The sequence below is a fragment of the Candidatus Methanodesulfokora washburnensis genome (assembly GCF_003947435.1).
Lineage (GTDB): Archaea > Korarchaeota > Korarchaeia > Korarchaeales > Korarchaeaceae > Methanodesulfokora > Methanodesulfokora washburnensis.
In genome coordinates this window covers 1-17,907 of record NZ_RCOS01000114.1, presented here as the reverse complement: position 1 = coordinate 17,907, position 17,907 = coordinate 1, and the positions used below count along the sequence as shown (strand labels likewise).

14 protein-coding genes are annotated in these 17,907 nt (G+C 41.4%); 5 read left to right on the top strand and 9 right to left on the bottom strand.

What is annotated here, in order from left to right; genetic code table 11:
* Positions 1 to 1,093, top strand: a 1,093-nt coding sequence (locus tag D6D85_RS09980; protein ID WP_237558818.1) for a hypothetical protein, incomplete at its 5' end; no start/stop codon positions are given.
* Positions 1,094 to 1,678: 585 nt separating this feature from the next.
* On the opposite strand, the gene D6D85_RS09975 is transcribed toward D6D85_RS09980, so the two are convergent.
* A complete protein-coding gene (locus D6D85_RS09975) occupies positions 1,679 to 4,045 on the bottom strand; it encodes a tetratricopeptide repeat protein (protein ID WP_125671897.1) in 2,367 nt (788 codons plus the stop codon).
* Positions 4,046 to 4,118: 73 nt separating this feature from the next.
* Positions 4,119 to 6,095 carry an ATP-binding protein gene (locus D6D85_RS09970; protein ID WP_125671896.1) on the bottom strand — a complete coding sequence of 659 codons (1,977 nt, stop codon included), beginning with the start codon at positions 6,093 to 6,095 and terminating at the stop codon, positions 4,119 to 4,121.
* Positions 6,096 to 6,925: 830 nt separating this feature from the next.
* Between D6D85_RS09970 and D6D85_RS09965 the strand changes: the two genes are divergently transcribed.
* A complete protein-coding gene (locus D6D85_RS09965; RefSeq protein ID WP_125671895.1) occupies positions 6,926 to 7,888 on the top strand; it encodes a PKD domain-containing protein in 963 nt (320 codons plus the stop codon).
* Between the two features lie 202 nt (positions 7,889 to 8,090).
* Here D6D85_RS09965 and D6D85_RS09960 read toward each other — a convergent pair whose 3' ends face one another.
* Genes D6D85_RS09960 through D6D85_RS09945 form a run of 4 tightly spaced genes read right to left on the bottom strand, consistent with a single transcriptional unit; the run spans position 8,091 to position 12,127 of the window.
* Positions 8,091 to 8,807 carry a serine/threonine protein kinase gene (locus tag D6D85_RS09960; protein WP_125671894.1) on the bottom strand — a complete coding sequence of 239 codons (717 nt, stop codon included), beginning with the start codon at positions 8,805 to 8,807 and terminating at the stop codon, positions 8,091 to 8,093.
* A 31-nt stretch (positions 8,808 to 8,838) separates the two neighbouring features.
* Positions 8,839 to 9,669, bottom strand: coding sequence for a PP2C family protein-serine/threonine phosphatase (locus tag D6D85_RS09955; protein ID WP_125671893.1), 831 nt, complete (start codon positions 9,667 to 9,669; stop codon positions 8,839 to 8,841).
* Positions 9,638 to 10,876: an FHA domain-containing serine/threonine-protein kinase gene (locus D6D85_RS09950; RefSeq protein ID WP_125671892.1), complete on the bottom strand. Its 1,239-nt coding sequence runs from the start codon at positions 10,874 to 10,876 to the stop codon at positions 9,638 to 9,640. The genes D6D85_RS09955 and D6D85_RS09950 overlap by 32 nt, the downstream gene beginning before the upstream one ends.
* Positions 10,877 to 10,888: 12 nt before the next feature.
* Positions 10,889 to 12,127 carry a vWA domain-containing protein gene (locus D6D85_RS09945; RefSeq protein WP_125671891.1) on the bottom strand — a complete coding sequence of 413 codons (1,239 nt, stop codon included), beginning with the start codon at positions 12,125 to 12,127 and terminating at the stop codon, positions 10,889 to 10,891.
* 86 nt (positions 12,128 to 12,213) lie between these two features.
* Between D6D85_RS09945 and D6D85_RS09940 the strand changes: the two genes are divergently transcribed.
* Positions 12,214 to 12,678, top strand: a complete 465-nt coding sequence (locus D6D85_RS09940) for an FHA domain-containing protein (RefSeq protein WP_125671890.1) — start codon at positions 12,214 to 12,216, stop codon at positions 12,676 to 12,678.
* Positions 12,679 to 12,704: 26 nt separating this feature from the next.
* Positions 12,705 to 12,977, top strand: coding sequence for a hypothetical protein (locus tag D6D85_RS09935; RefSeq protein ID WP_125671889.1), 273 nt, complete (start codon positions 12,705 to 12,707; stop codon positions 12,975 to 12,977).
* 54 nt (positions 12,978 to 13,031) lie between these two features.
* Here the strand turns inward: D6D85_RS09935 and D6D85_RS09930 are convergent, their stop codons facing one another.
* Both D6D85_RS09930 and D6D85_RS09925 read right to left on the bottom strand, forming a co-directional pair.
* The gene (locus D6D85_RS09930) at positions 13,032 to 14,501 is read right to left on the bottom strand and encodes a hypothetical protein (RefSeq protein ID WP_125671888.1); all 1,470 of its coding nucleotides are present in this window, start codon (positions 14,499 to 14,501) and stop codon (positions 13,032 to 13,034) included.
* 537 nt (positions 14,502 to 15,038) lie between these two features.
* Entirely contained in the window at positions 15,039 to 15,911 is an 873-nt protein-coding gene (locus D6D85_RS09925; RefSeq protein ID WP_125671887.1) for a hypothetical protein, read from the bottom strand.
* 109 nt (positions 15,912 to 16,020) lie between these two features.
* Here D6D85_RS09925 and D6D85_RS09920 point away from each other — a divergent pair, with 109 nt between their 5' ends.
* Positions 16,021 to 16,824 carry a hypothetical protein gene (locus D6D85_RS09920; RefSeq protein WP_125671886.1) on the top strand — a complete coding sequence of 268 codons (804 nt, stop codon included), beginning with the start codon at positions 16,021 to 16,023 and terminating at the stop codon, positions 16,822 to 16,824.
* Between the two features lie 892 nt (positions 16,825 to 17,716).
* Here the strand turns inward: D6D85_RS09920 and D6D85_RS16375 are convergent.
* On the bottom strand, positions 17,717 to 17,907 hold a 191-nt coding region (locus tag D6D85_RS16375; protein ID WP_161969817.1), incomplete at its 5' end, for a hypothetical protein.

Here is a 17,907-nt window from a genome sequence, read left to right as displayed (position 1 = left end):
AGATTTCATCCTTCATGGGCCACTGTATTCTTACCTGGAGAAATTTAGCAGGCCTCAAAGCATGCCAACTGCTAAAACAAACGTCACACCAACTACAAACATCACAGCTCCGCCTTCAAAAGAAGATGAGTTCAAAGCTTTTATAGAAAAGTATCCTGTATTAGCTAAAGGATTTGACTATCAAAACTACAGATCCGCTTTGAAGTATTTTGAAGCCATGCCGGAGTTAAAAGGAGAAGAAGATTTACATGAATTTTTGAACGCACATATAAGACAATGGGATTTTCTGGGACTTGCATTCGATGATTTTGGCGAACTTAGGATTAGAGATTTGAAATACCATATAGAGCTGGATGAAAAGGAAAAAAGCTTATTACCACTGAGAAAAAGTGAAATGGAAAAACTCTTTCCTAAGGAAGATGACAGGGAAATTATTAATCGAAGCAGAGCACTTTATCCGTTTCTCCTCGAGTTTAACGCAAAAACTGGAGAAGATGAGTATGAGGGACGTTCGTGGACATGGGAAGATAAAGTGCGAGCTATAACTGACAATCTAACATTAATGCTAGATGGAAGTATATATGAGAGAATAATGAAAATATTCGAGGAAGGGAAAGAGGATATAGCAAAGTTTTACTTCGATTACGGAGAAGCTAAAATCATGGCTGAAACTCCACCTTTCTCTAATGTATATCGCAAACCTATCTACGAATTCTTAGAAAATTATCTACCTGTTATTAAAGAGGACAAAAGAATGAATTTAGGGATGAGATACACTCTTGCAGTTGCCCATAGAGATGTAACTGAAGTACTTCACAAAAAACGCGAAAAGAGAGTAGACTTATACTCCCTTTATGCGAAAGCTTTAGGTTACAGCGGAATACTCATATTTACTGACTGCAAAAAATATGGCTGGGCTGGAGATGAAACCATAGGGGTTCCTGCATCACAGGATATTTTGAGAAAACTCCCAAAAGGTGGAAGATATGCACCTGGCATGATGCTGAGCATATATACTCCTGGATACGCTTCTGATGGAAGTCCATTAATTCTACAAGCTGTATTACCTAATAACGAAATCATAGAGTTTTAGGCATAGCGTCTCTTAAAGTTTTTCAAGGACAATTTAAATTTATATCATAGCTTAATTTTACTCTTTCTACTTACCTACAAAGGATTCGGAATAATCATTACTCTCTTCTCTTCATCAAATTATGTGGTAATATTCTGGAACATTCCATTTTTTTAATTTCTTATATTCATCTTCAAATATTTGTAAAAACTCTATAATAGTTAACATCAGCAACAAATTTTTGGCTTTAATTTTTACTTCTTCAATAACTTTTCCAAATCATCCAAGAAAGGTAATAGATTAAGACTAAAGGTAAGGTTACAGCAGGTGGGTATGTTGAATTTTAATACCAGCCTTACAATTTTATTTTAGCCTCTTCTTGCCTAAAACTGTCGCTTTATCGTCAATATTGCGACATCCTCAGAAGGGGATATCTCATCCACCAATAAAACTCGACAAGAAAGCCCGTTTTTAACCATGATGAGCTGTCCAAGCTTTAATAGCCTGACAACGTTGTGTTGAGCGAGTCACTCATGAAGTGCTTAAGCGGGTACATGCCCATAGCCTTGACACAGCCCAGAACTCGCGCGCATAACCGAGAATCTCCTAGCTTTGGCGGTGAAGAATGTCAATGAGCTTCTTTCTGCACTCCTCCGGGATGAGCTCCTCAGGAATCTCCTTGAGATGGGATATGCAGTCTTTCAAAAGCTTCTCTGAATCATAGGTTTTTGGAGCTCTTCCATCCGTTAACATTTTAAGAGCGGCACAGAGATGCTCTGCTGCACCTTTTTTATCCCTTTTCAGAAGGGCAATCCCGATGTGGCTTTCGGATATTATATTCCAGAGCCATGGCTTATCTGATAGAGGTTCCATCACTTTCAGGGCCTCTTCTAACCTGTCTATTGCATCATCTAGCAATCCCTTCTTCCCTAGGGCATTTCCTAGGTTGTTCAATGTCATAGCTAGATCTGGGAGGAATTTCTCATCTTTTTCGGCTAGATCCCTGTATATCTTAAGGGCCTCCTCATATCTCTCTACTGCATCATCAAGCATTCCCTTCTCACATAGGGCATTTCCTAGGTTGTTCAATGTTCCTGCTAGATCTGGGAGGAATCTCTTGTCTTTGCTGGCTAGATCCCTGTATATCTTAAGGGCCTCCTCATATCTCTCTACTGCATCATCAAGCATTCCCTTCTCACATAGGGCAGCTCCTAGGTTGTTCAATGTTCCTGCTAGATCTGGGAGGAATCTCTTGTCTTTGCTGGCTAGATCCCCATAGTAAGAGGATAGGCGACCGAAAAGCACCGCTTCTGCATTTGGAGCATTTATCCCATATGCCAGCCTCTCAGCCTTGTCAATTTCAATCCTCATAAAGGGATCAGGTGCCTCAATAGCTATCACATCGAGGATGAAATCCCTCTTGTCCCCCTTTTCTCCTAAAGCAATCCTAAAAACATCCTCGGAGAGATCTTGGAAGTTCTCAAGGACCCTCTTTGCAAGATTTGCAGAATCGGTTGCTTTCATAATTTTTATATAGTTTAGTGATTCCTTGCATGCCTCTCTGGTGAGCTCCTCGACATCATAAGCCCTTATCCTCTTCATCACATCCATTTCTTCAACCGAGGACAAGACGTCTTTGGGGACCCTCTCCCTGTCCATCGTTATCAAATCCCTCCATACATCGTGCTTTATCCCATAGGATCCATAGAACTCAGCAAGAAGCCTTTCATATTCTCCATCTCCCTTGAAATACTTAGAAAGCTTATCCCTCAGTATATTAAGCTGAGTGGAGTGAAGCCATCCTGTCTCAGTTTTGGCAACACAGTAGAGCAGAGCAATTGCTAGATCATCCTCACAATCCTTTATCACCTCAGCTATGTACTCATAGAGATCTTTAGGAATTCTTGAGACATCTTTTATGTCCATCTCCTTTCCTTTGAAATCCTCAGCTATAATGCTCAGGAACACCGGTGTTGGATCCCTCTTCACTATCTCATCAACTGCCTCCTCCGTATATTTCACTTTATTTGCTTTGAGCATCGAGATGAACATCTCCCTAAGCTTTGGCCTCTGATCCTCAGGCTCTATCTCTACCTCATTCCATCTCCTTGGGCTTTCCCATTCGGATTTCCTAGCAGACGCTATAACAGGGGTTCTGCAATTTTCAAGCTTTTTCAGAAGATCACTCTTGGCCCCTATGTCGTCCACAACTAGCACACCTTCTCCCTCTATTCCCGATACCCTGAGCTTTATCCCCTCGCTCATCAGGCGTAAGCAGGCCAGATACAGGGCTGTTGTCTTCCCAATTCCTGCATCGCCTATTATGCAAACTTTCTCCCCTTCCTTGATGCATTCAACTGCTTTTTCTATTTTCTTCCTCAGTTTATTGCTTACAACAGGTTTTCTCCCCTTTACCCATCCCATTTTCAGTACTTCTATTAACTCATCCTCATTTCTCAAATATCTTGGCCCTACGAGCTGCTCAACCTTCTCCTCTATCTTCTCCAGCCTCTTTTTTATCTCCTTGATCTCGTTCTCAAGTTTTTCCAGCCTTCCCTTGATATCTGGAAGCTCCTTCTTAAGCTCATTGACTGCCTGAGATATTGCCTCCAGGGAGCCCTTTCCCAATTCATCAAGAAGTTTCTCATCGATAAGCTCATTCACCAGTTCAGCAAGCATATTCCTCACTTTTTCGTCCTTTCTTGCCAGCTCATATATCTCCTCGATGTCCTTCTCGCTGTACTTCTTCACTCCAAGCTTCTCCTTTATCTTCTCGAATAGCTCCTCACCTATAATCGATTCCAGAAAGAGATGTGCGGGCTCCACAGCTCCAAGAGCTTCAAATACAGCGATAAATGGGGAGACGAGAAGAGCTGCTGCTGAAAGGGTTCCGGTGGCAACAGCTTTACTGATAAATTTTTTCAGCCAATCCCCTGCTTTCTCCTTCATTTTCTCCTTTGTCTGCTCATCCACACTGAGCTCAAGGAGGTGATAGATATAACCCTTTGCTATGAGGATAATTTATCATTTTTAACAAAATATTGTATTAGATATATCCCCTCCTTCTGCACTCCTCCTCTATTATCTTCACCTTCTCCTCATTTCCCTCTTTCATCCTCTCCATCTCCTTTCTCAGTCCTTCACCTCTCAATCCGGATCTCTCTATCACGCCAATAAGCCATTTTATATCCCTCTTTCCCTCCAGATATGCCTCGATTGACCCCCTTACCCATTTATCCGATCCCTTGAGCCTGATGAAAAGCTCCTTTAAAGTTAATGATCCCTCATATCTCTTTTTCACATCCTCATTCGGGACGACAACTATTATCTCATCATATCCTCTTCTCTCAGCAGGCTTTCTGCTCTTCTTCCCGGTTTCAACCTCTATCCCAATGTTTCCAATAGCTATATCCACATTCTCCCTCCTCTCAGCGTTTAGCCCAAGCCTTTTGCAAATTATTTCTATTTTCTTTATTATCAAATCGTGAAATCTGCTTTCAGAAGCAGATGGAAGCTCGTAATAGACAGTCCTCCTTCCAAACTCATCCAAAAGCTCGTTTCTCACTATCTCTCCTTTTTCCGCCATCCTCTTCAGGTATGTTGAGCATGCAAATTTTACAGAGTCCTCATTTAATCCATGCCTCCTCGCTATAATCCTAGCTATTGCTGATGAGCTTAGAATTCCATTCTCAGCTAGTGCATTCGTTATCTCATCCCTGTAGTCTATTCCCCTTCTGAGATCCACTTCCTTTATCCTGTCAATTACCTCATCCGCATTTGAGAACCTGTTTTCTATTATTTTCCAGATCCTGCTCTCCCTTATCTCATCAAGCCTCTTCACATAGCATCTCTCAGTTCTAGTTCCATCAGAAAATACTATCTCGGTTAGATCCCCTGCATTCCTCATCTCAAGCCTGCACTTCCCTATGTTGAAGCCCCTTCCATCATACTCTATTATCGCTTTCTCCTTTTCTCCTTCTCTTTCTTCTCTTTCCCCTTTTTCCTTCTTCTTGAACCTCCTGAACCTAAGAACTCTGTATCCTGACCTTATCTCAATGCACTCATAGTTTCTTAAGGATTTTATAAGGCCCTCTGGAACTCCCATCGCCCTTACCCTCTCCAGATCTGGTCCGGATACTGAGAACACATATATCGTGTCGAACTGGGATATTAGAGGTGCTGGCATGTCAAGGATGCTCTGAGTTGCGACTATGAACGCAACTTTCCTAGCCCTCCCTCCCCTCAAAAGATCCTCTGTTATGCTGTAGTGGTGCTCAGTCCTCCTGAACACATTGTAGGCCTCATCTATACCTATAGCTATGTTGCTCACATCCCTAAGCTTCCTCAGAAGTATCTCAGCGAAGAAGCACTTCTGATAATCGTTTAGGGATGAGAAATCGTAGACAACCCTGTCCGCAATCGGTATATCCCCCGTTCCCTTAGGCAAGAGGAGATGTATCTTCTCCTTGAGGCTTATCAATGTGGTCTTGTTTATCCTGTCCTTCTCCCTCTTTATCGATTCATCGAGATTCCTGAGAAGGGTTGCCCAGTCCTCGCTCCTGTTCACAAGATCTATCAGAAGGCCGGCATACCTGCTCACAACCTCACCTATTATCCTTGGCTGGAATGTGAGCATGAAGGCCTCGACAAACGAGTCCTTATCGAATGGGCCATACTCTGATATGTCAACTACTTTTGCATCTAGCTTTAAATGGAGATCCCCCTTCTTGAAGTTGAAAACGATGAACCTGTCGAAGTACTTTGATATCAATAGATCCATCAAATTGGTCTTCCCCTTCCCCGATGTCCCCACTATTAGCACGTTCTCATTCGCCTTCCTCCTGTTCCTGAAGCTGTAAAAGCCTAAAGTATATGAGATTCTCCCATTTCTCCACTCCTTCAGGATTATCGCATCCGAATCAATGAGCTCCGATATCAAGATGAGGGAAACAGGTATAAAGAGGATGTAGAGGCTTCTGAACCTGAGGAAAAGGAGAAGCGATATGATGACTGCTGCCTTCATCAGCTTCCTTAGCACACCATTATGAACGGATGGGATTAGGACAGGGAAAATTGGGAAGGTTTCTGGAAACTTTCTGCGAATTTTCCCAGTTTTCCTGCTGAAATCTCAGGCTTTTTCTCCTGTTATGAAGCTGGGCATCCTTCTCCCCCTCATTATCCTCATTTTTTATGTCCTTGATATTGTCTTCCCTGCATCTGCTGTATCCTTCTTCAAATCGTTGGTTGGGATATTCATATCAGCACTTCTCCTAATCACAAGGAATAAACGGATATGGAGATGTCTTGCGATAGCCTCATTAGTACTGCTGATCCTCATGGAAATTCTACTAAAATAAGCTACATCTCGTTGTGAAAAATTCTACCGATACATAAAACTCAAAAGCCCTAAGGTTTTCAGCATTCTCAGTATTGTTATAGTAATATAATTTGAATCAATATTTCTTGTATAGATTATCGATACTGCTACCAATATTCACTCCAGATCACAACCATTTATGTCAGAGTTTGTTCGTCAGCCTCATTTGTGCTCTGCTCTTTTATGGAAAAACTTTTATATCATCAAAGAAACATGGCACGCCGGTGGAAAAGTTCCAGCTTTATAGCTCTTAAAGCCACCGGAAAGTATAACGGTTTCAGCTGTCCCCTGCAGCGGAGGATTTCCTCAAGCTCTTCAACCTTTCTTCACCGAAAACCTTCTGTATTATAAATTTTATAAAATTTTTTCCATACACGCGTGCTTGGCTGGGGTATCCCGGAAGGGACTTTAGTGCTTGTGCGTGTGGATGTGCAACTAGAAGAAAAATATTTATTAAACAGAGTGCTCGGAATCATGTGAGATACCATAAAGTTGCCATGCTCACCATAATACTCATTCTGTGCACAACAACTGCGCATGCCGTAACAGCACAGTACTGGGTTAAGATAACTGGAGTTGAGGCTCCATCCACTTTTGTAGTGGGAAAAACCATAACAGTTCGCTTGGACATACAGTATAGCCTTCCTGCTAATTCCCACATATATATAATGATCCTGAAGATACATCCAGGATCGCAGAGCACTGTATGGACAAACAACGACATAGCCATCCCAAGGAGCGGATCGGAAAGTATAACTTATCGGGCAAGTTTTCAGGTCCCATCAGAGCCTGGATATACGGAATATAAAATCATAGCAATGTATCAGACTACGCCCAGCGACTGGTGGAACAAATGGATACAATCGGATGTACAAACATTCTCCGTCTTCATCTCAAGACCCCCATCTCTAACCCTTTATAATCCTGAAATAACCGGTCTTAATGTCTCAATAGATGGAATTGCGAATCCAGGATGGTCAGTTGTCACTCTAACGAGGATTCACTGCAACTGGGGGGATGGAATAGAGGAGGATATACATTTTCCTGCATCTCATGTATATGAAAAACCTGGAACCTATGTAATCACGGTGACTGCCTATCAGAGCGATGGGCTGACGGACAACGAAACTGTGAAGGTAACTGTGCCTTCGTCAGAGGCTCAGCCTTCTTCATCTCCATCTCAGCCTTCTTCATCTCCATCTCAGCCTTCTTCATCTCCATCTCAGCCTTCTTCATCTCCATCTCAGCAACAAACACAACCTCCGGAGCAAAAAAGCCCGGCAGTCACAACAACACCAATCGATGCCTTCTATCATCTGCGTATTCCACTGGTCATTGTTGTGATTCTGCTGGTCATTGTTGCGATCTACTACGCGCACAAAAAGAAAAGAGAAGGAACAATAGTGTTAGAGGAAGAAGAAACAATTGTTTTTAGGTGATTTGCAATATCGTTATGAGACGTGCGCTGAGATGATCGAAGAGCGCCTGCGCGTGCATAGATATATTATACTATATTGGAATGTTTCATAGTGCTCTAATAACTTTAGCGGTAATGATAACTTCTGCAGTATTATCTTTTTGGAATCAATCTGGAAACTGATAACAAAGAAGAGATAAAATTAGGTATAGTAAATAATTTTATTAGTATAAATTTAGGTATAATTTACTTAAGTAATTCTTGAGTTCCTCTAGACTAATACGTTTGTGCGGATCTTTAACCAGAAGCCTATTATTCAAATAGCTCATACTAATAGGTAGAGAATGAAGAAAAGCAAGATCTTTAAGAATGGCACCTAATGACCACACATCGCTTGAATAAGTTACAGCGCCATTCTGGACTTCAGGTGCTGTATATTTTCCGTGGTATACTCTGACACCTTTAACTGATCCTATGAACTCTGCAGCATCAAAATCGATCAGCTTAACCTGTTCACTAATTCCAACTATTATGTTATCTGGGGTTATATCTCTATGCACAACTCCGAGTTTGTGTATATGCTGTACAATATTTACTAAATCAAGAAAAATCTTTAAAATATAGCTAGATTTGCTATACATATATCTCATTATGCGTGCCAGAGGTGCTCCCTCTATGTATTCCAGTATTAGCACTGGGACTCCTTCCTCATAATACCACTTCCGATCAATAAATCTAGGAACTCCTTCAACAGGGCGTAGATGTTTTAATATAGCTATCTCTTTCTCTATTAAATCTACATATTTATGGCGAGGGACTTTTGCAACTGCTATTTCTCCAGTTTCAATGCACTTTACAAGATAAATTGTAGCAATCCCTCCTTCATCTAGCTTCCTAATAACCTTGTAACTACTCAAGCTAAACCACCTTATGAGTGGCATCGCAAGTCTGGTGAAAGTTTTTTATAAATATCTATATAATATCTATTATTGTAATAGTTATATTATCCTCTCCTCCACGCTCGTTAGCTTTTTCAATCAGCTTTCCCACGGGATCTTCACTTTCTTTCATTATATTTACTATTTCATAGTCATTTAACATATCCGTCAATCCATCTGTGCAGAGCAACAATCTATCTTTACGGTCTAGACCGATCTTTATGATCTCTATTCCCCCAACCTTACCGTAGTAACCGACTACATTAGTTATCATATGTGCTCTAGGATGTGTCTTGATATAATTAAACTTCACTTGAGCCAGCTCATGTCCATCAACTGATTTGCTCCAGAATTTTTTGAGCTCTTTTTCCTCAAAATCAGCCCAAGCTACTGAATGATCCCTTGTTAGTTGGTAAATTTCCCAGCTCTCCTTATCAATCAAATATGCTCTTGAATCGCCGACGTTGATTATGTATGTCAAAACTTGGTGTTCGGCAGGAATCATCAGTGCAGCAACCAATGTAGTACCTGCGTTGCTTAAAGCATTCCTTATTTTACTATTAGCATCATTAACCGCTTGATAGATAAAATTTACAATATCAATATCATTAATATTCAAATTTTTTATTCTTGCATCAATTAAGCTATCTATGATATCGGAAGAGAAGGTTAGCGAACCAATCCTGCTGGCCAGCTCACCTGCCTCAAGTCCTCCAACACCATCAGCAACCACTACAAGAGTGACATTCATCAGAGGATTCTTTAGTTGGACTACGTTATATGAGTCCTCATTTTTTTCTCTCCTTCTTCCTCTATCAGTACCAGCATCTACACTAATAGAAGGGGATCTCGATGTAAGGATCATACATATTACCTCCCTTATCTTTAAAAGCAAGAACAATTTTATCTCCCGGGTCTAATTCTACCGGATAAACAGGTGGTGATACAGGTTTCCCTCTATTCCCAGAACAAACTAAATGCGGCCCATCGGACTTGATAACCAGCGTTCCATTAGTGCTATGACGGTCGCTAACGATCCACTTACCTCTTCTCCTATCGAACCAGAGTTCAGCATGCTTTCTGCTAATATGTTTTTGGGGATCAACAACTTCAATATTAGCTCCGGATCCCTCTCTTCCAATCACATACTTTTTGTTAGGATCGAGGTCTATTCTTCTGCCATTAACAATTATATAGTTATGTACTACAGGAGGAATAGATATACCTTTTAGCATACTTAGCAATTCATGACCGCTTGTGATGCGTTTGGAATGATCTGGATCGAGGCATTTTATTAATATATCATCAAATTTTCTTCTATCGATTCTTGTTAATGTCCTACAATCAACTAATCTGCATGGTGGATATATGAGTTTAAATGTAGATGACTCGAGGTACTTACTAAAATCATCTGCATAAGGCTTCATTATTTTCATAACAGTCGCAGCCCACATGTAAACGTCCGTTGAAGGTCTTGCCTCGCCTTTCATCTTTAGTTCTGGAGGATGAATATCTTTTCCACTTATTATAGTATGTGATTGTATATATCCATATTTAGAAGTTCCAAAGTCTATGAGGACTGGATCATTGTTTCTCCTCCTTATCATTATGTTATCCGGGCCAAAATCTCTGTGCAGAATGTTTTTTGAATGGAGAAAATCGAGCACTTCAGCTAACTTAAAGCCTATATCAAAAGCCAGATCGGCATCAAGACCTCCTTGTTTTCTGGCAAAATTAATAAGGCTTTCCCCGTCTATAAACTCTATAATTAATACCGGATGGTCACCTTCTAAACCTCTTTCTATAAATTTCACAATATAGGGATGGCCGCCATATTTTTTCCATATATCCTCCAGAATAGCAGCCTCAGTTTCCAGTTTGTTTTTATTTAGCAAGGGCCTGATATCAGGATGCCCATTTAATCTTGCGAATTTGGCAACTACAATGCTGCCACTTGTTATCTCCATAGCCTTAAAAACAACACCCATGCCTCCCATATGTATAAACTTAGTCAATCTATACTTTCCGAGTACGATATCTCCGACGTCAAAGGGAAGACCGCCACGGCCCATCCTTCCTTCCCCTTACCCTCCTAATACATTTATTAGAGAATCAACTCTCGTGCCGTAGTCAGGTCTTGTGATCCCCTGCTCTACTCTTGTTTGTTTTTCTGATTCGAGAATTCTGCTAAGTATAACTGCAAACACAACGTCTTTCATTTGTAAATTTTTCACTTCTTGGGTATTGACTAGAGCATTAAGCACCCTGTACTCTTCGCTGGCATCCATTTGTTTGGTTGCTTTATCGATAATTCTTCCCATAAGATCCCCAAGTGTATAGTAAAGCCTTGCATCAGGATCCTCTACAAAAGGAACTTCTCTGGCAAAGTTTACGTAAATATCATGTTTTAGCATCCCCACCGATACCTCACCTATCTTCTGTCTCCCCTCGGGGAATCCAGCTTTTACATTTAGCTTCATTGCAACAATGGCATTCTCTGCCGTCGATAAGCTTCCCAAATCCCAACTATAATGTTTTTGCTCTGGAGACAGGGTGATCAGAACAACACGCGGGGCCATTTGTACTGCCCCTTGAACTTCAACTTTATCTGCTAGATCTACCTTAAGCTCAACCTTGTCCAATATTGTCGACTTGGCCTTGTCTACTGTCGTCTTACTCAAACCCTCCAATTGATCAGGCTTGCTTGCGTGTCTTATGTAACCTCCACCGGCTTCTGAAATAGCTTTACACAGAGCCATGTCATAGTCATCACCTATCCCATAAACACTCACTTCTATGTTCATATCTCTAGCCCTTCTAACTAAATCAATTATTTTCTCGGGATCTGTAATGCCTGTAGTTGGCATACCATCTGTCATTATCACCATCCTTCTGAGGTAACCCTGAGGTGTCTTCTGAAGTAGTCTAATACCTTTTTCTATTCCTTCATAGAGGTTGGTCAGGAAGCCACACTGAATCGATTCTATTAGATCTCCTATATCTCCTCTGCTCTTCTTGGATGCAGTATCCACTATGACATATGCACTGCTCTCAAATGTGATAAACGAGAGATAGTCTTCATCTCCAAGGTCTCTTTCATATCTTCTTAATGCAGCTGCTTTAGCTGTATCAAGTTTCTCACCACACATAGAACTACTTGCATCAACTACGATAGCCAAATGAACTTTTCGGGGATGCGCTCTAACAAGCTCTTCCACTTCCTTCGTTGGTTTAATTGTCACCCGAGCAAAAACTATGGAATCTTTTTCTGTTGGCAATTCACCTCTATTCAATTTAACCTCGAGTGTTGCAACGCTCGACATAAGCAATTAACTGAATAGTTTCAATATAAACTTTTCCAAAAAAAAGTTTATATAATATCCCCTTCTCTCTCCTTTGGGGTATATTTATGACAAAAGTTAAATGCCCAGTATGTGGAGAGGAGTTCGAATATGATCCAAACGATCCTTATTGCCCGAAATGCGGTAGTGTCGTTCCAACACCTTCTGCTGCCCCCCCAACACCTTCTGCTGCCCCCCCGGCAGTCAAAAAAGCTGTAGTATATACCATTATGAATGATGGTAAAAAAACTAAAGTAGCAGAAATCTATGAAGGTGGTTCCGAACTTGTTTTGGGAAGGAAGGATTTAGCCAATTATGCGTGGAGAGATCCGGATACGATATCACGTGTCCATTTAAAGGTAAAGTTTGAGAACGGAAAGTTTCTTGTGAGAGACGATCAGTCCACCAATGGCACTTATATAGATGGCAAAGATATCAGATCTCAAGGATATATAGAAGTTCAGGCCGGCAAGGAGATAATTTTAGTCAACCCGCAGAAACCTGTAGTTAAGCTGACTATAGAACAAGCATAATTGTACTATGGAAATAGGGAAATCCCATGACCTCCGAGGAGGTTGTTTATGAAGGATCCCTTCATGTTTCCGTATACAACCCCTCCTTTAGCATAAGCTTAGGAAGACTTAAAAAAGGGGATTTAATCAAACTAGATATTCTGCGCGCTGCAGATTGGAGTAGGATGGTGAAAGTCAGAATTCTCAAACATGCACGCATAAGGCTTCCCCTCCCTCCTAAGGCTGGTGTTGGAAGACCTGGGATCGATGATAGGTTTGTTGTAAACGGTATATATGCACTTGTTATCCGATACTATTAGATGGATCCACCTGCTAATGCCGGAATTTTTGGTGGGATACCGATGGGGTCTGAGTCAGCTTATTTCGTGAAGCCACAGATGAAATGGAAGCCCCTTCTGCTGGAATGGCCACCTAGAGACAAGCCATCTCGTCATCTCCTCCCTCTTCTCCGTTATTTTAGGAATTTTTTTCAAAATTTCTTCAAAAATCATTCCAATCATTGCTTCAGGGATTATTCCAGGGATTCCAGGAATTATTCCAAGGAGAGGTTGAAGATACTGATATGCCTCTATTGCCCCTGCTGCTAGAGTAAGAGTCCCTCCTGAAATTATAATCCCTTTCACTATCTTGCTCCTCCTATAGTATCCTCTTGCCTCCTTGACGATTCTCTCAGTTACAATCTCATTAATTGCCTCATTTCTCTCGCGGAATTCCCTGAAATCATACCTCTGGAATGCCCTTATCGAGTCCAGCATGTGTTTCTCCAGCTCTTCGTCCCTCTCCCTCTTCAGGGAGTTTTTCAGGTCATCCTCATCGAACTTCATCACAATGGGAATCTTGATTGTCGTTCCTACCACGCTGAAGAGCGCAGGGGATACTATAACAAACTCCCCTTCCTGCGGCAGATCCCTCTTTTCAATGATTCTCAAAAATGCCATCATCTCTAAATCAAATCTGTCGTACATCCTGACCCCGCCTAAACCTACTGAGTAACCAGAAACCAAGTATTCGTAATAAGCATTCAAAACATCAAAACTCAAGAGGGATTTCCTAAGAAGCCCCAGAGAGAGATTAGCCAAGCCGGAAAAGCCAAATATTGACAGATTATAGGCATAAGTTCCGATGATAGAAGCCACATACTCCTTATCCTTCAACTCTGGGTATTCCTTCTGTATAATCCGCACCCTTTCATCGGAGAGAATGCTCCTTGCCTTCTCCTTCCATGATTCAACGTTATATTCCGGGTGCCTTTGCAGAACAAGATCTATCCATCCTTCCTCCAGTGGAATTCCCTCCTGAATAGCTGATTCTATAAGCGAGAACCACCCCATGAACGATGTTATTCTAAGCATAGAGGGAGGAAGTTGTTGTATTCCCTCTTCACATGCCTTTAGTATCTCCTGATAGAAGTCCCCCTTGTAATGGGTGGGAGCTTGTGTGATAACCGGAAGAATCCTGCCCTCCCTTATCTCCTGAAGGAAAATATCGTAGGAAGGGCCTCCTATCTCCGGAACAAGCCCATACTCACCAATAAATCCCGCTTTGCTTCTGTACAAATTTAAGGGAACAAGGAGAACCGATGGAACAGGCATCCCTCTGTCAAGCATGCTGGCTAGGTTTAACAAGGGTCTCTGAAGCATTTTTTGAATACCGCCTGGAGGAACCCATAGGCCATATGTCCCTTCCCTCAGGATCTCCCTGTACTCGGGTGCAAGATCCAGCAGGGATATTTCCTCCCCTCTTTCCACTCTGTCTATTAATGAACTAATGACTTCTTCCGTCCTCTTCATCTCCTCTTTATCCCACTCCTCCAGATTCACCATAATGAACCCCTCGTTTACATGGGATCCTAATATTTAAGTTTTGAGAGTGGCTGACCATAGAGTTGGAGTGGCATATTTTAGCTCTTCCATAATTTTATAGTGACAAGGGCTATGGATCCTCTATGCCATTAAACCCTCTCATACCCTAAATCCTAAGGTATGGGCAGTGCCCCCTAAAAAGGTAGTTGCGCGCGAAGCTGGGCATCCTTCTCCCCCTCATTATCCTCATTTTTTATGTCCTTGATCTTTTCTTTCCTGCATCTTCTGTATCCCTCTTCAAATCCTTGGTTGGAATATCAATATCAGTGCTTCTTATAATCACAGGGGATAAACGAGTGTGGAATTACCTTGCAATAGCCTCATTAGTGCTGCTGATCCTCATGGAAATTCTACTAAAATAAGCTACATCTCGTTGTGAAAATTCTACCGATACATAAAACTCAAAAGTCCTAAAGAGAAACAGGATTTATCGGGTCTTGGAGAAGGAAGGAGGCCAAGTGGATCAGATGGAAGTATCCTGTGGTCATGCGTGCATTATCACCGATAGGTCCCCTCTGAGGTTCGCGCTATTTCCTCTAATCCCTCTATTTTTCTCATTTTAAAAACTCTGTATGCATCATATGCAGCAAAGATGTTGTAGATTGGCCCAAGCAATGTTGCAAAGTTCGGAGCCACGATATAAACAATAAGATTCCACGCTACAGCGCCGAGGAAGAATCCCAATCCCCTCAATAGCCTTCTAGCAACTGCCTGCCCGAGGCCTGGGATGATAAAACTCAGTATTCCAGCCACAGCTGCTTTTCCAGAAAAGCCAGATTCTGCCGGTTTTACAGGTATGCCAGTTGCTGCTTTTCCAGGGTCATACGGTAGAAAATTAAGCCTGCCCGGAGGCAGTTGCTCAATAGCATCACGAATCATCCCTCGAAGACCTCCTCTTCCTCCTACTTTATATGATAAAAGTTCTATATTTTCTTGATTTGAGAGAATTATTCCCACCTTTCCTTTAGTACTAGGTGGAACCCACTCACTTCTCTCCTCCCGGGTATCACGATCTCCTGGATAGGATGGGCTTGAGTAATGTGTCTCCCAGCGCCCAGGTATATACTTCTCATCGCAGTACATCAGTGATATTTCATTAAAATCATACCTCTTTAGGGGAAGAATCAGAACATAAAGGAACCCTAGAATGAATATAAGAAAAGGAGTCATTAAGACCAGAATCATCTCGAGATCAGGATGTTTAATAGGGATGGCAATACTAATAGGGATGAAAAGAAGAATTAAAAATATCATAGATTTCAAAGGATATCCCCTTTTACTGTACACCGCCTTATCCGTGATGATAAGCTTTCCCTCAGAGAGACCACCATACTTAAGGATAACTTTTTCATCAGGAGGGATGCCTCCCATGTTATCCCTATATGAATTCCTTCTAAGAAATTTATAAACTTTTCCCTACAAATTTTATATGGAAGCTACAGAAAATTAGGCTACATGATGACCTAAGGGGAGGATATCTATGTCCGGTTCTAAGAGTTTGGATGATATAGTCGAGCGGCCTGAGGAATATTTCATATCTGGTACTGCTGTCTGGAAATACTTTGATTGGCTCGATTATACCCCGTTGAGGTTAGCAGTTAAAAGAACAGAGTACATTAAAAGCTTGGAAATTTCAAGAGAAACCTACAAGAAGCTCTCAGGCATGCTAAACATACAGCAGGCCTTATTGGGGATGGGCATTGGGCTTAAACTTGTTGAAAAAGGCTTATTTACATCATCTACATCATTCACATGCAAGAACAGCCCCTTAATTGGTGGCCGGATCGGGGATACAGTAGTTGGATCTAATGAAGCAGGAAAAGGTCAAAGAGCGATAGCCGTAGAGTTCTACTTCCCATGTGGTGTAAACTATTTCGAGGGGGAGATAAGAGCGATAATTAAGGGGCTTGAAAAGCCTAGTCGTTTTGTGGATGTTCAAATTTACCGGATGATAAAGGCGGCACTGAAAGGCGCGGAATTGGCGGGCATAGAGATGAGTTTGGATAGTGAGAGAATGCTGGAGAAAATAAAAGACGATCCTGATCTAATAGAGCTGGTCACGGAATTTTTTGAGAGCCAGGGGCCTCTTTCAGCGAACCCTTGGTCCCCACATAATAAAATCGACCTTAGTGTAAGAAAGGGAGGATATAACGCAATCACGTTCACATTGCCTCATCTCTATAAATTGGATCTCAAGAAATTAATTGAAAAGGGGATCGATTTCCACAGAGTCCCGGAGCTGATGTTCGATATATCCGAGATAATTGCTAAAAAAGTAGTTTAATATAAAGGTGTTATCAGCACGAGAAAAATGCTTCCATGAATTGAGAGAACCTAAGCTGATGAATTCTAGGAACTATGTAGACATTATAGCGTGCATCTTTCGGAGATTAAACTAATGTTGAAATCTCGAGATATAATTGCCCCATGCACATTCTGCATAGCTTGGTGCACATCGCTAGCATCAGTTTGTGGTTGCTTACCCAGTCAAAAGAAAATTTTATAAGGTTAAAAAGGAGAGAAATAATGAGGATCCTCCTAGAATAGTTGAGCAATGACCTTATCTCAGGAAAATCATCGTCATTGGGGCAGTATACTGCACAAGCAACGAGATGCACATCAATCCTAAAATTATATTTTTATGCGTGCGCGTGCACGAGGGGATTCACTTCCCTGATAAAGATACGCGCATATACGCAAGATGATGAACCCTATGATGAGAGAGGACCAGAAGAGAAGAACCCATCCTGTATCTCCTAAGTGCTGTCGAGAGAGCCAATAGAGGAATGTTTTTCCATAGAAGCTCTCCTCCATTGCTTCCCACATCATTACGAAAGGAATGGCGAGTATAACAATCCCTATTAGGATAAGGGCGGATAACATCTTATCCATTTTTCATCGTGATTTTAAGCGGGAACTAAAATAAAAGCTTTTTCATAAGTTTAAGTCCTAAGGTTTTCAGCATTATTATAGTAATATATAATTTGAATCAATATTTCTTGTATAGATTATCGATACTATCAATATCCACTCCACGATCACAACCATCTATGTCAGAGTTTGTTCATCAGCCTAATTTGTGCTCTGCTCTTTCATGGAAAAACTTTTATATCATCAAAAATGCACGCGCAAGGTTCAGGTGAAATTTCTGTTGTTCACGAAGCTTCAAAGCTCTATTAAGAGCTCTCCTCATATTTTACCTCGTAAAATAATCGCTGTGCTACATACCTACATCTCTCAGCATGCTTTATGGCGAGCTCAGCCTCCTCCTTCTCAAAGAGCTTATCCGCTCCAACTCCAAGCTTTTCTAAGCCATACTTTGCCACTGTGTAGAACTGGAGCCAGAACTTGGAGTATAGGTAAACTT